Raw genomic sequence first — 13,610 nt, 5'->3', positions numbered from 1 at the left:
CCATGGGGAATTGTTGTCCCCGGCCGGTCGACGGACCGGCCGGATAAAGAATCCGGATTTTGCTTGCGCGTCCATTCCATGACATCCGTTTCCACGGAGGAGATCAGAAGTGAACGTCAAGTCCCGCGCTCGTATCGGTGCCGCCCTCGGAATCGCCGCCCTCGGTCTCGGTGTCGCCCTCGCCCCGGCGGCGCAGGCGGACCCCAACCCGGTCACGCAGTACCGCACGCTCGCCGGCGTCGGCTCCGACACGACCCAGGACGTCGTGAACGGCCTCGGCAACGTCGTCGTCAACGCCTTCGGCCAGAAGGTCATCGCCTCCTGGGACGCCACCGGCACCGCCACCGTCAAGACCAAGGCGACCGGCTGTGTCATCAACCGGCCGAACGGCTCCTCGGCCGGCATCGACGCCCTGCGCAACGCCGTGGACACCGGCTCCGGCTGCCTGGACTTCGCCCGCTCCTCGCGCGGCCCGGTCGACAGCAGCACCACGGACCTGACCTGGATCCCGTTCGCCAAGGACGCGGTGTCCTGGGTGAAGCGCTCCGACAGCGCCCTGCCGTCCGACCTGACGGCCGCGCAGCTGAAGGCGATCTACGAGTGCACCACGACGTCGCTGAACGGTGTGGCGCTCACCCCGATCCTGCCGCAGACCAACTCCGGCACCCGCCAGTTCTTCCTCGCCTCCATCGGCGTCACCGCGCCGGGCGCCTGCGTCCAGCAGGGCGTCCAGGAGAACGACGGCACCGTCCTCGACACCGCCGGTGACATCGCCCCGTACTCCGTCGCCCAGTACACGGCGCAGGAGAAGGCCGTCGTCACCGACCGCCGCGGCGCCGCCGTGCTCGGCTCCGTCGGCACCGTGGCGCCCCGCAACGCCGACAAGACGCTGAACCTCTCCTTCCCCTTCACCCGTGACGTCTACAACGTCGTCCCGACCGCCAAGCTCACCAACGCCACGATCGCCTCGACCTTCGTCGGCTCGTCCTCCAAGGTCTGCGCCGCCGGCACCACGATCGCCAACTACGGCTTCGGCACCCTCGGCACCGCCTGCGGCGCCACCACCGTCAAGGGCGAGCGCTGATCACCGGCTCCACCTGACCGCACACCGGCCGGGCACCCCCGTGGTGCCCGGCCCCACGGCGTACCCGAGCCGGCCCCGTACCGGGGGCCCGGCCCGCCGCCCCGACTCCGGCCCACCCGCCGGACCCCGTCTCCGCAACCGACTCCGGCCCACCCACCCGCCGGACCCCGTCTCCGCAACCGACTCCGTGACCGACTCCCCGGGGGGACCCCGCATGAACCGCCCCGTACCACTCCGCTCGCCGGTGGCGCTGCTCACCGCGCTCGCCCTGCTCTGCGGCGCGCTCGCCGCCGTCCTCGCGCTGGCCGCCCCCGCCAAGGCCCTCACCCTGCACGGGAGTCTCACGCTCCAGGGCGGCTCCGGCAGCGTCTCCGCGGACCCGCTCGCCACCGGTGTCACCACCACCGCCGGCTGCCCGGCGCCGGCGGACGGGAACGACCCCTACGTCAAGGGCGGGCTCGTCGTCGTCAACCCCGACAGCCGGGAGATGACCCAGAGCCTCGCGGACCTCGTCCCCGGCGGGCCGCTCAGCGCGGGGCCGTTCACCCGCGGCCTCACCACCGCCGGCCACCCGACGCTCAAGGACGCGCTCCTGGGCTTCCGCGCCGCCGACGCCCTCGACGGCCGCTACGAGCTCCGCCTCCACTGCCGGACCGCCACCTCGCCCGACACGGCCGAGTACTTCTCCGCGATGATCGAGGTCACCGGCGACACCTGGGCGCCGGTCGCCCAGCGGGCCACGGTCACCGAGGTCGTCTCCGACCCGGTGGAACCCGTTGCCGGCGGCCGGGCCACGATCATCGCCACCGTCCAGCCCAAGGACGCCGCCGGCTCGGTGACCTTCCAGAAGCTGGTCAACGACGAGATCGTGGACATCGCCACCGTTGCCGTCGCCGACGGCAGGGCCGAGACCACCCTCACCGGCCTCGTCGCCAACGGCAACGACGGCCTGCCCCTCCTCGCCGCGTTCACCCCCGCCGACCCCGCGGCCCACACGGCCTCCTCCATGTTCCTCACCCTGTACGTGCGCGAGTCCACCGGCACCCCGACCCCCACCGGCACCCCGAGCGGCACCCCGACGCCCACCGGCACCGGTACCCCGACGCCCACGGGCACCCCGACCGGCACCCCCACCGGCGAGCCCACGGACGGCCCGACCGACGAGCCGACCGACGGCCCGACCGACGAGCCCAGCGGCACGCCCACCCCGACCGCCTCCACCGACACCGACGCCATCGGCGGCTCCTCCGGCGGGGACTCCGGCTCCGGCTCCGGCGCGGGCTCCGGCTCCGGCGGCACCAGCGGGGGCTCCGGCTCCACCGGCACCACCACGAACGGCGGCTCCGGCAACCTCGCCGCCACCGGCTCCACCGCCGCGTCCGCCGCCCTCGGCTCGCTCGCCCTCTGCCTCCTCGGCGCCGCCGCCGTGATCAAGACCCGCCGTCGCAAGGCCCCCCGCCCGTGACCACCGCACCGCCCCCCACCGCCCCCCGCGCCGGGCTCGCCCTGGCCGGGGCGGCGCTGTGCGTCCTGGCGGCCCTCCTCATCGGCTTCGCCGCCAACCTCACCGTCGTCGGCCATCTCCAGCACGCCCGCGACCAGTCCACCGCCTACGACGAGCTGCGCGAGCAACTGGCCCTCGGCACCGCCCCCGTGGGCCAGTCCACCTACGACGGGAAGCCGGTCGCCCTCGGCGCGCCCGTCGCCCTGCTGAGCGTCCCCGCACTCGGGCTCCGGGAGGTCGTCGCCGAGGGCACCACGTCCGGGGTCCTCATGTCGGGCCCCGGCCACCGACGGGACACGGCCCTGCCGGGCCAGCCCGGGGCGAGCGTGATCATGGGCCGCCAGTGGGGGTACGGCAGCCCCTTCCTCGGGGTCCACCGGCTCCCGGTGGGCGCCCGGATCGAGGTGACGACCGGCCAGGGCGAGGCCGTGTACGAGGTGACGGCCGTCCGCCGCCCCGGCGACCCGCTGCCCGCCCGCCTCGGCCCGGGCGAAGGCCGGCTCACCCTGCTGACCGCGAGCGGCGGCGCGTACACCCCCGAGGACGTCGTCCGGGTCGACGCCAGGCTGCTCGGCACCGCGTGGCCCAGCCCGCCCCGGCCGCTGAGGCCCGGCTGGATCACCGCCGCCGAGGAGCCGCTCGCCGGCGAGTCCGACGTCTGGCCCGGGATCCTCCTCGGCCTCCAGGGGCTGCTCGCCGCCGCGCTCCTCACCGTCGCCGCCCGCCGCAGGTGGGGCGCCCGGCAGACCTGGGTCGCCGCCGTCCCGGTCCTCGTCGCCCTCGGCGTCCTCGTCTCCGGCGAGCTGACCCGGCTGCTCCCGAACCTTCTCTGAACCTCCGCCGCACCCCCGGGAGTCACGCTCCCGAACCCGCCGCCGACCACAAGGGAGTCACCCCGTGACCGAGCTCGCCGACACCGTCACCCTGCCGCCCGTGCGGGGGAACGCGCCCGCCCCGGGGGGCCCGGCGGCCCCGTCCCGCGCCGCCGCCCTCGAAGCCGACGCCGTCTCCGCCTGGTTCGGCGACCGCAAGGTCCTCGACCGGGTCTCGCTCGCCATGCCCGCCCGTGAGGTCACCGCGCTCATCGGCCCCTCCGGCTGCGGCAAGTCGACCTTCCTGCGCATCCTCAACCGGATGCACGAGCTCACCGGCACCGCCTCGCTCGCCGGCCGGGTCCTCCTCGACGGCGCCGACATCTACGACCGGGGCCGCCGCATCACCCAGGCCCGCCGCGAGATCGGCATGGTCTTCCAGAAGCCCAACCCGTTCCCCGCCATGTCCCTCCACGAGAACGTCCTCGCCGGCCTGAAGCTCGGCGGCATCCGGGCCGGCCGCGAGGCCAAGGACGACCTCGTCGAGGAGTGCCTCACCAAGGCCGGGCTCTGGCGCGAGGTGAAGGACCGGCTCCGGCAGCCCGGCGGGGCGCTCTCCGGCGGCCAGCAGCAGCGCCTCTGCATCGCCCGCTCGCTCGCCGTGCGCCCCCGCGTCCTGCTCATGGACGAGCCCTGCTCGGCGCTCGACCCGACCTCCACCCGGCGCGTCGAGGAGACCATCGCCGAGCTGAAGGCCGAGGTGACCGTCGTGATCGTCACCCACAACATGCAGCAGGCGGCCCGGGTCTCCGACTCCTGCGCCTTCTTCCTCGCCGAGCAGGGCACCCCGGGCGTCATCGTCGAGCACGGCCCGACCGATGCGATGTTCGGCTCCCCGGCCGACCCCCGTACCGCCGACTACGTCAACGGCCGCTTCGGCTGACCCCGAGCCACCCGGACCACGCGGGCACGCGGCCCCGGGCACGCGGCCCCCGTCCCGCGTCACCCGCCGTACGGATTCACCCGGACGGCCGTACGCCCCCGGGCCGGTGCGGAACGGCCGTACGCCCGAGGGCCGGTACGGAATCGCTTCCGTACCGGCCCTCGGGTGGGATCGTCGCGGCTACAGCCCCGCGGCGGCGGACAGGTCCCGCTTGATCGCGGCGAGCAGCTCGGCGCCGGTGGCGCGGGCCGTCGTGAGTCCGCCGGCGTCGGCGACGGGGACGACGACCTCCAGGTAGCACTTGAGCTTGGGCTCGGTGCCGCTCGGGCGGACGATCACGCGGGCCTTGTAGGCGCCTTCGAGGTGGTAGCGCAGGCCGTCCGTCGGGGGGAGGGACTCCGTGCCCTTGGTGAGGTCCTCGGCCGAGACGACCGTGAGCCCGGCGAGGGAGACGGGCGGCCGCTCGCGCAGTGCGGCCATCGCGTTCGCGATGACGCTCAGGTCCTCGACGCGCACCGACAGCTGGTCCGTGGCGTGCAGCCCGTGCGCGACCGCGAGGTCGTCGAGCAGGTCGGTGAGCGTCCGGTCCTGCTCCTTGAGGACCGAGGCCAGCTCGGTGACGAGCAGCGCGGCGGTGATGCCGTCCTTGTCGCGGACGCCCTCGGGGTCGACGCAGTAGCCGAGCGCCTCCTCATAGCCGTACCGCAGGCCGTCGACGCGGGCGATCCACTTGAAGCCGGTCAGCGTCTCCTCGTAGCCGACGCCCGCCGCCTCGGCGATACGGCCGAGCAGCGAGGACGACACGATCGACTCGGCGAAGACACCGGTGGCGCCCTTGTTCACCAGGTGCGCGGCGAGCAGCGCGCCGACCTCGTCGCCGCGGAGCATCCGCCAGCCGCCCTCGACGGAGGCGTCCGGGACGGCCACGGCGCAGCGGTCCGCGTCCGGGTCGTTGGCGATGACGATGTCGGGGTCCACGGCCCGGGCCGCCTCGAAGGCGAGGTCCATGGCACCCGGCTCCTCCGGGTTCGGGAAGGCGACCGTGGGGAACGCCGGGTCCGGATCGGCCTGCGCGGCGACGAGCGCCGGCGGCGGGAAGCCGGCCCGGGCGAACGCGGCCGTCAGGACCTCCTTGCCGACGCCGTGCAGGGCCGTGTAGACGGTCCGAGCGGTGCGGGGGGAGCCGGGCGTCAGGACCGCGTCCGTACGCTCCAGGTAGGCGGCCAGGACCTCGTCGCCGAGGGTCTCCCAGCCGGCCTCGGGGCGCGGCACGTCGTGCAGCGAGCGGATCGCGTCGATCTCGGCGGCGATCTCCGCGTCGGCGGGCGGCACGATCTGCGAGCCGTCGCCCAGGTAGACCTTGTAGCCGTTGTCCCGGGGCGGGTTGTGACTCGCCGTCACCTCGACGCCCGCGACGGCACCCAGATGCCTTATGGCGTACGCGAGGACGGGCGTCGGCAGCGGGCGGGGGAGGACCGCTGCGCGCAGCCCCGCGCCGGTCATCACGGCGGCGGTGTCGCGGGCGAAGTCGGCCGACTTGTAACGGGCGTCGTAGCCGATCACCACGAGGCCACCCTCCTCGCCCTTCGCCTTGAGGTACGCGGCGAGTCCGGCGGCCGCGCGGATGACCACCGAGCGGTTCATCCGCATCGGTCCGGCGCCCAGCTCGCCCCGGAGCCCGGCGGTGCCGAACTGGAGCGTGCCGCCGAACCGGGCGGCGAGCTCGTCGGTGGCGCCGCGGTCGAGGAGCGCGGCCAGCTCGTCGCGCGTCTCCGGGTCGGGGTCCTCGGCGAGCCATGCCCGGGCCTGGGCGATGAGGTCCTGCGTCACGGTGTGTGCCTTTCGGAGTGGGGCGGGCGGGAGGGTGCGGAGGTGTGCCGCTGCGCGGAGCCATTCCCCGTCCCGGCCCTTCCCGTAACCGGCGGCTCCGCGGCGGCCCCGCGCCTCACACGCCCGGCGGGGCCGGAGGACTCGGCCCGACGGCCGGGAACGCGGCCCGTCCGGCGTTCGGCCGACCGGGGTCGGGGCGGAGCCCCCGGTCGGGAGAGAGGGGGAGCGAGAGGTCCCGCGCGGCGGCGTCGTCGGCGGGCGGCCGGGAGGACCCCGGCGGCCGACGGCCGCGGCGGCGCCCCGGGACCCGCCCGGCCCGGGGGCCGGGCGGTGCGAGGGGCGCGGGAGGAACTCAGATCCGGTCGAGGACCCGGGTCAGCAGCTCGCCCATCCGCGCGGCGGAGTCCCGGCCGGCCTGGAGGACCTCCTCGTGGTTCAGCGGCTCGCCCGACAGGCCCGCCGCGAGGTTCGTGACGAGCGAGATGCCGAGGACCTCGGCGCCGGCCTCGCGGGCCGCGATGGCCTCGAGGACGGTGGACATGCCGACCAGGTCGCCGCCCATGACGCGGACCATGTTGATCTCGGCCGGGGTCTCGTAGTGCGGGCCGGGGAACTGGACGTAGACGCCCTCTTCCAGCGTCTCGTCGATCTCCTTGCACAGCGCGCGCAGCCGCGGCGAGTACAGGTCGGTGAGGTCGACGAAGTTGGCGCCCACGATGGGGGAGGCGGCCGTCAGGTTGAGGTGGTCGCTGATGAGGACCGGCTGGCCGGGGCGCATGCCCTCGCGGAGGCCGCCGCAGCCGTTGGTGAGGACGATCGTCTTGCAGCCGGCGGCGACGGCGGTGCGGACGCCGTGGGCGACGGAGGCGACGCCGCGGCCCTCGTAGAAGTGGGTGCGGCCGAGGAAGACCAGCGCGCGCTTGTCGCCGATCTTGTACGAGCGGACCTTGCCGCCGTGGCCCTCGACGGCGGGCGGCGGGAAGCCGGGGAGCTCGGTGACCGGGAACTCGGCCTCGGGGGCTCCGAGCGCGTCGACGGCGGGCGCCCAGCCCGAGCCCATGACCAGGGCGACGTCGTGGTTCTCGACTCCGGTCAGCTCGCGAAGACGTGCGGCAGCGGCCTCGGCGGCCTCGTACGGGGTGGCAGTTGCGTTCACTGACTCTCTCGCCTCGGGGAGGGGGGTCCGAGGTGGGCCCCGGACGGATTTGGTACGCGAAGAAGCCTAGCCGGAGATTGCCTACGCGCGTAGATGCCGAGCTGACGGACATGCGATCGTTGTCTTGTCGTTTCCGACGAACGGGTGATCCGGTCGCCCCCGGCGGATCAACAGGGACGCTTCCGCAACTCCATCACGTAGTCGTGCGGCGCGCCCGCCGACTCGGCGGCGTCCGCGACCTCGCCCAGGTACCGGGCGGACGGCAGCCCGCCCTCGTACGCGTTGAGGACGTACACCCAGGCCGGCTCGTCGCCGTCGAGCGTGTGCACCCGCACGCGCATCCGCCGGTAGATGTCGAGCCCCACGCCCTCCCAGCGGTCCATGGACTCCTCGTCCATCGGCGCGATGTCGTACAGCGCCACGAAGACCTGGGACCGGGGGGCCTCCGCGATGGTGGCCAGCGCCCCCTCCCAGCCCATCTGCTCGCCGCCGAAGGTCAGCCGCCAGCCGTTCAGCCAGCCGGTGCCGCGCAGCGGGGAGTGGGGTGCGCGGCGGCTCATCAGCCGCGCGTCGAGGTTGCCGGCGAAAGCGGCGTAGAGCGACATGGGACCGAGACTACGGGAGCGGGCGGGGTGTCCGGCGAACTCCGAGGTGGCGGGCGTGCGCGGGCCCGTCGGCGCGCCTACGGTGCCCCGACGTGAGGCAGTGCGGGGCGTGCGGGAGAATGGGGTACGCACTTGAAGCGTGCGGGACAATGGCGTACGCACTGCACCCCAGCGGGGGGACCCCCCGGCAGAACGAGACGCGAGGCGTAGATCCCAGTGACCCGGATCGTGATCATCGGTGGCGGACCCGGCGGATACGAGGCGGCCCTGGTGGGCGCCCAACTCGGCGCGGAGGTGACCGTCGTCGACTGCGACGGACTCGGCGGCGCGTCCGTCCTGACCGACTGCGTCCCCTCGAAGACGCTGATCGCCACGGCGGAGGTGATGACCACCTTCGACTCCTCGTACGAGGAACTCGGCATCATCGTCGCGGACGACACCCCGCACGTGGAGCAGGCCGCCCGCGTCGTCGGCGTCGACCTCGGCAAGGTCAACCGACGGGTGAAGCGCCTCGCGCTGGCCCAGTCGCACGACATCACCGCCTCCGTCACCCGGGCCGGCGCCCGGGTGCTGCGCGGCCGCGGCCGGCTGTCGGGCCGGCAGGCCATGGACGGCTCCCGCCAGGTGATCGTCACCGCGGTCGACGGCACGGAGGAGACGCTGACCGCGGACGCCGTGCTGATCGCGACCGGCGCCCACCCGCGCGAGGTGCCCGACGCCAAGCCGGACGGCGAGCGCATCCTGAACTGGACGCAGGTCTACGACCTGAAGGAGCTCCCCGAGGAGCTCATCGTGGTCGGCTCCGGCGTCACCGGCGCCGAGTTCGCCGGCGCCTACCAGGCGCTCGGCTCCCGGGTCACCCTGGTCTCCTCCCGCGACCGGGTGCTGCCGGGCGAGGACCCCGACGCGGCGGCCGTCCTGGAGGACGTCTTCCGGCGCCGCGGCATGAACGTCATGGCCCGCTCCCGCGCCGAGTCCGCCAAGCGGGTCGGCGACCGGGTCGAGGTCACCCTCGCGGACGGCCGGGTCATCTCCGGCACGCACTGCCTCATGGCGGTCGGCGCCATCCCGAACTCGGCCGGAATGGGTCTGGAGGAGGCCGGGATCAAGCTGAAGGACTCCGGTCACATCTGGACCGACCGGGTCTCCCGCACCAGCGCCCCCGGCGTGTACGCGGCCGGTGACGTCACCGGCGTGTTCGCGCTCGCCTCGGTCGCCGCGATGCAGGGCCGTATCGCGATGTACCACTTCCTCGGCGACGCGGTGGCCCCGCTCAACCTGAAGACCGTCTCCTCGAACGTCTTCACCGACCCGGAGATCGCCACCGTCGGGTACACCCAGGCGGACGTCGACGCCGGCAAGATCGACGCCAAGGTCGTCAAGCTGCCGCTGCTGCGCAACCCGCGCGCCAAGATGCAGGGCATCCGGGACGGCTTCGTCAAGATCTTCTGCCGCCCGGGCACCGGCATCGTGGTCGGCGGCTGTGTCGTCGCCCCGAAGGCGAGCGAGCTGATCCACCCGATCTCGATCGCGGTCGACAACAATCTGACGGTCGAACAGATCGCAAATGCTTTCACCGTGTACCCCTCCCTGTCGGGCTCGATCGCGGAAGTGGCACGGCAGTTGCACACCCGAAAGTCGGCGGGCGAGGCGTAGCGCCGGGGCCCGGCGCCGCTCCCGCCTGCGGGAACGGTTCGCCGACTCGGACAACCCCCGGCAAGGCGGGGCATAGCCCTGGCATAAAACGGATCAACGGCGGGGCCTCCCATACCACTTGGAGGCCCCGTCCGTGCACATCTTCTGCAATTCGGCGCATAGTGCTGAAAACTATCGGCCGGTCACGTTACTGTCAGTTTCGTGTTCGCTGCAGAACGTCGCCAGTTGATCCTCGAAATGGTGCGAGCCAATGGGGCCGTGTCGCTCCGCGAGCTCGCCCGCGTCGTCCAGACCTCGGAAGTGACCGTACGGAGAGACGTACGGGCGCTCGAGGCAGAAGGACTCCTCGACCGCCGCCACGGCGGTGCGGTGTTGCCGGGCGGATTCACGCGAGAATCCGGCTTCCCGCAGAAATCCCATCTCGCGACCGCGGAGAAGACGGCCATCGCCGACGTCGCCGCGAGCCTCGTCGAAGAAGGCGAGGCCATCGTCGTCGGCGCCGGGACGACCACGCAGGAGCTGGCCCGCCGGCTCGCCCGCGTGCCCGGTCTGACCGTGGTCACCAACTCCCTGCTCGTCGCCCAGGCCCTCGCCCACGCCAACCGGGTCGAGGTCGTCATGACCGGCGGCACCCTGCGCGGCTCCAACTACGCGCTGGTGGGCAGCGGGGCCGAGCAGTCCCTCCAGGGACTGCGGGTCTCCCGGGCCTTCCTCTCCGGGAGCGGGCTCACCGCCGAGCGCGGCCTGTCCACGTCCAACATGCTCTCCGCGAGCGTGGACCGGGCGCTGGTGCAGGCGGCGGCGGAGGTCGTCGTCCTCGCCGACCACACCAAGCTCGGCGCCGACACCATGTTCCAGACGGTGCCGACGGACGTCATCACCCGCCTGGTCACCGACGAGCCCCCGGCCCACGACGACCGGGCCGCCACCGAGCTCCAGGCCCTCGCCGACCAGGGCGTGCAGATCGCCGTCGCCGGTACGGGCCAGAACGCGGGCGGCGGTGACCAGCACCCCCCGGGCGCCCGGCCCCGCCGTGACATGCCGCTTCCGGTCCAGCGCGGCCGGATGGCGGCCGGTCAGTACCGGGGACCCGGGGGCGCGATGGCCGCGGAGACGATGGAGCGCACCGCGCGGGTCGCGGACATGCGCCGCCGCTGAGGCTCCGAGGGACCCTCCCCCAGGGGTCCCACGCCGCCCGTACCCCCCCCGTACGGGACCGGGCCGGCCGCGGTTCCGCGACCTGCGCGCCGCGTCCTTGGCTCCGTCGGCCCTTCGGTTGTTCAGCCCTTCAGCCCCCGCAGCGTCAGCGCGAGCAGGCGATCCGCCAGCCGCGTGTCCTCCGGGCACTGCTCCGCAGCCAGCGCGATCGCGTTGGTCAGCTGCATCAGGTCGCCGATCGACACGTCGGCGCGCACCTGCCCCGCCTCCTGGGCGCGCCCGAGCAGCGCCTCGCCCGCCGCGCGCAGCGGATCGCTGCACCGGGCGAGCGCCGAACTCCGGTCGTACGAGGCGGACATCAGCGCGTGCGCGAGCCCGCGGTACTCCACCGCGTGGGTGATCAGCGCCCGCAGCCACTCCACGAGCGCCCGGCAGGGCTCGTCCGCCCCGGTCAGCTCCCGCGAGCGGTCCAGCAGTTCCGCCAGGGCTTCCTGGAAGACGGAGTTGAGCAGGTCGGCCCGGGTGGGGAAGTGGCGGTAGAGGGTGCCGATCCCGACGCCCGCCCGGCGTGCGATCTCCTCCAGGGGCGCGTCGGTGCCCTGTCCGGCGAAGGCGGCACGGGCTTCGGTGAGCAGCCGCTCGTGGTTGCGGCGCGCGTCGGCTCGCATGGGTGATGGCCCTCCCCTGGTCCGGCCTGATCCACAGTCCCTGTACGAAGGGCCCGCAGGCGACTGCCTGCGGGCCCTTCGTACCGTACTGGGTGGAGCGGGTCAGTCCTTGATGTCGCAGATGGAGGCGCCGGAGGTGACGGACGCGCCGACCTCGGCGGTCAGACCCTTGACGGTGCCGGAGCGGTGCGCGTTGAGCGGCTGCTCCATCTTCATGGCCTCCAGGACGACGATGAGGTCGCCCTCCTTGACCTCCTGGCCCTCCTCGACCGCGACCTTGACGATCGTGCCCTGCATCGGGGAGGCGAGGGTGTCGCCGGAGGCGGTCGGGCCGGACTTCTTGGCCGCGCGCCGCTTCGGCTTCGCACCGGCCGCGATGCCCTGGCGGGCCAGCGTCATGCCGAGCGAGGACGGCAGGGAGACCTCGAGGCGCTTGCCGCCGACCTCGACGACGATCGTCTCGCGGTTGCCCTCGTCCTCGTCCGCCTCGCCGCCTGCGGGGGCGAACGGCTTGATCTCGTTGACGAACTCCGTCTCGATCCACCGGGTGTGGATGCGGAACGGGTCGGCGGTGAACGCCGGGTCGACGACGACGGCCTGGTGGAACGGGATGGCGGTCGCCATGCCCTCGACCTTGAACTCCGCCAGGGCGCGGGCGGCGCGCTGGAGCGCCTGCTCGCGGGTCGCGCCGGTGACGATCAGCTTGGCGAGGAGCGAGTCCCACGCCGGGCCGATGACCGAGCCCGACTCGACACCGGCGTCCAGGCGGACACCCGGGCCCGTGGGGGCGTCGAAGACGGTGACGGTGCCGGGGGCGGGCAGGAAGCCGCGGCCCGGGTCCTCGCCGTTGATGCGGAACTCGAAGGAGTGACCGCGCACGGCGGGGTCGCCGTAACCGAGCTCCTCGCCGTCGGCGATCCGGAACATCTCGCGGACCAGGTCGATGCCGGTGACCTCTTCGGTGACCGGGTGCTCGACCTGGAGGCGGGTGTTGACCTCCAGGAAGGAGATGGTGCCGTCGACACCGACGAGGAACTCGACCGTTCCCGCGCCGACGTAGCCGGCCTCCTTCAGGATCGCCTTCGAGGCCGCGTACAGCTCCGCGTTCTGCTCGGCCGACAGGAACGGCGCGGGCGCCTCCTCGACGAGCTTCTGGTGGCGGCGCTGGAGCGAGCAGTCACGGGTGGAGACCACGACCACGTTGCCGTGGGAGTCGGCCAGACACTGCGTCTCCACGTGCCGCGGCTTGTCGAGGTAGCGCTCGACGAAGCACTCGCCGCGGCCGAAGGCGGCGACGGCCTCGCGGACGGCGGAGTCGTACAGCTCGGGGACCTCTTCGAGGGTCCGGGCGACCTTCAGGCCGCGACCGCCGCCACCGAAGGCGGCCTTGATCGCGATCGGCAGGCCGTGCTCCTGGGCGAAGGCGACGACCTCGTCGGCGCCCGACACGGGGTCGGGGGTGCCGGCCACGAGGGGGGCGCCGGCGCGCTGTGCGATGTGACGCGCCGCCACCTTGTCACCGAGGTCGCGGATCGCCTGCGGCGGCGGGCCGATCCAGATCAGACCGGCGTCCAGGACGGCCTGGGCGAACTCCGCGTTCTCGGAGAGGAAGCCGTAGCCCGGGTGGACGGCGTCCGCCCCGGAGTCCTGCGCCGCCTGCAACACCTTCGCCATGTCCAGATAACTGGTCGCCGGAGTGTCACCGCCCAGAGCGAACGCCTCGTCGGCCGCCCGGACATGCAGAGCGTCCCGGTCCGGATCGGCGTACACGGCCACGCTGCCGATACCCGCGTCCCGGCACGCCCGGGCCACACGGACAGCGATTTCGCCACGGTTGGCGATGAGCACCTTGCGCACGATGGCTCCCTCCTTGAAACAAGCTGAGTTTAGGGACTGCCGACACGGCCTTTCGACCCGTCCCCAGTGGTGAGCTTGCCCACACGGAGCGTGACCCCGGGCCTGCTCGGGTCGTGAATTCCCTTGTCGCACCACGGTACGCAGGGTTCCTTTACGGCACAGTAGCTCCGAGGTGTGGCGCAGGTCTCTGTTCAAGCGACCAGTCGCCATTCGGGTTTCTTTGTGGGGTCCCTACGAATGGCGCAGCGATTCTTTGCCCGCCCGTCGTGGCCGCCCGTTCATGTGCGAACTCTTGTCCAGAGGTTTACCGGCCAGTAGCCTTCGCGCTGTCGATCGT

At 73.3% G+C, this 13,610-nt stretch carries 11 protein-coding genes; 6 read left to right on the top strand and 5 right to left on the bottom strand.

Going from position 1 to position 13,610, the window contains the following annotated elements:
• Positions 1-109: 109 nt before the first annotated feature.
• The 4 genes from ACFVZH_RS10135 to ACFVZH_RS10120 all read left to right on the top strand — a co-directional run bounded on the left by ACFVZH_RS10135 (position 110) and on the right by ACFVZH_RS10120 (position 4,343).
• Positions 110-1,084, top strand: a complete 975-nt coding sequence (locus ACFVZH_RS10135; RefSeq protein ID WP_384895223.1) for a hypothetical protein — start codon at positions 110-112, stop codon at positions 1,082-1,084.
• Between the two features lie 214 nt (positions 1,085-1,298).
• A complete protein-coding gene (locus ACFVZH_RS10130; RefSeq protein ID WP_384895221.1) occupies positions 1,299-2,549 on the top strand; it encodes a hypothetical protein in 1,251 nt (416 codons plus the stop codon).
• Entirely contained in the window at positions 2,546-3,421 is an 876-nt protein-coding gene (locus ACFVZH_RS10125; protein ID WP_384895219.1) for a sortase, read from the top strand. Before ACFVZH_RS10130 ends, ACFVZH_RS10125 begins: the two co-directional genes overlap by 4 nt.
• Before the next feature lie 100 nt (positions 3,422-3,521).
• Entirely contained in the window at positions 3,522-4,343 is an 822-nt protein-coding gene (locus tag ACFVZH_RS10120) for a phosphate ABC transporter ATP-binding protein (RefSeq protein WP_384895436.1), read from the top strand.
• Between the two features lie 180 nt (positions 4,344-4,523).
• Here the strand turns inward: ACFVZH_RS10120 and ACFVZH_RS10115 are convergent, their stop codons facing one another.
• The 3 genes from ACFVZH_RS10115 to ACFVZH_RS10105 all read right to left on the bottom strand — a co-directional run bounded on the left by ACFVZH_RS10115 (position 4,524) and on the right by ACFVZH_RS10105 (position 7,934).
• Positions 4,524-6,173 (bottom strand): phospho-sugar mutase, encoded by a 1,650-nt coding sequence (locus ACFVZH_RS10115; protein ID WP_384895217.1) that lies wholly within the window; start codon positions 6,171-6,173, stop codon positions 4,524-4,526.
• A 352-nt stretch (positions 6,174-6,525) separates the two neighbouring features.
• Entirely contained in the window at positions 6,526-7,329 is an 804-nt protein-coding gene (locus ACFVZH_RS10110) for a purine-nucleoside phosphorylase (RefSeq protein ID WP_384895215.1), read from the bottom strand.
• A 167-nt stretch (positions 7,330-7,496) separates the two neighbouring features.
• Entirely contained in the window at positions 7,497-7,934 is a 438-nt protein-coding gene (locus tag ACFVZH_RS10105) for a gamma-glutamylcyclotransferase (protein WP_384895213.1), read from the bottom strand.
• A gap of 216 nt (positions 7,935-8,150) precedes the next feature.
• Here ACFVZH_RS10105 and ACFVZH_RS10100 point away from each other — a divergent pair, with 216 nt between their 5' ends.
• Together ACFVZH_RS10100 and ACFVZH_RS10095 are read left to right on the top strand one after the other, a co-directional pair.
• Positions 8,151-9,590, top strand: coding sequence for an NAD(P)H-quinone dehydrogenase (locus ACFVZH_RS10100; RefSeq protein ID WP_384895211.1), 1,440 nt, complete (start codon positions 8,151-8,153; stop codon positions 9,588-9,590).
• A gap of 237 nt (positions 9,591-9,827) precedes the next feature.
• Positions 9,828-10,748, top strand: a complete 921-nt coding sequence (locus ACFVZH_RS10095) for a DeoR/GlpR family DNA-binding transcription regulator (protein WP_384895433.1) — start codon at positions 9,828-9,830, stop codon at positions 10,746-10,748.
• A gap of 122 nt (positions 10,749-10,870) precedes the next feature.
• Here ACFVZH_RS10095 and ACFVZH_RS10090 read toward each other — a convergent pair whose 3' ends face one another.
• Both ACFVZH_RS10090 and ACFVZH_RS10085 read right to left on the bottom strand, forming a co-directional pair.
• Positions 10,871-11,416 (bottom strand): TetR/AcrR family transcriptional regulator, encoded by a 546-nt coding sequence (locus ACFVZH_RS10090; protein ID WP_384895208.1) that lies wholly within the window; start codon positions 11,414-11,416, stop codon positions 10,871-10,873.
• Between the two features lie 102 nt (positions 11,417-11,518).
• The gene (locus tag ACFVZH_RS10085; RefSeq protein WP_384895206.1) at positions 11,519-13,273 is read right to left on the bottom strand and encodes an acetyl/propionyl/methylcrotonyl-CoA carboxylase subunit alpha; all 1,755 of its coding nucleotides are present in this window, start codon (positions 13,271-13,273) and stop codon (positions 11,519-11,521) included.
• Positions 13,274-13,610 lie beyond the last annotated feature (337 nt).

The sequence above is a fragment of the Streptomyces sp. NPDC059534 genome (assembly GCF_042743475.1).
GTDB lineage: Bacteria > Actinomycetota > Actinomycetes > Streptomycetales > Streptomycetaceae > Streptomyces.
Note: the sequence above shows the minus strand (reverse complement) of the source record. Positions and strands in the feature narration are given on the sequence as shown.

Excerpts from the sequence above, each read along its gene's own strand:
- ACFVZH_RS10090 (WP_384895208.1), bottom strand. The coding sequence starts at position 11,416 with ATGCGAGCCGACGCGCGCCGCAACCACGAGCGGCTGCTCACCGAAGCC.
- ACFVZH_RS10095 (WP_384895433.1), top strand. The coding sequence starts at position 9,828 with ATGGTGCGAGCCAATGGGGCCGTGTCGCTCCGCGAGCTCGCCCGCGTC.
- ACFVZH_RS10130 (WP_384895221.1), top strand. The coding sequence starts at position 1,299 with ATGAACCGCCCCGTACCACTCCGCTCGCCGGTGGCGCTGCTCACCGCG.
- ACFVZH_RS10105 (WP_384895213.1), bottom strand. The coding sequence starts at position 7,934 with ATGTCGCTCTACGCCGCTTTCGCCGGCAACCTCGACGCGCGGCTGATG.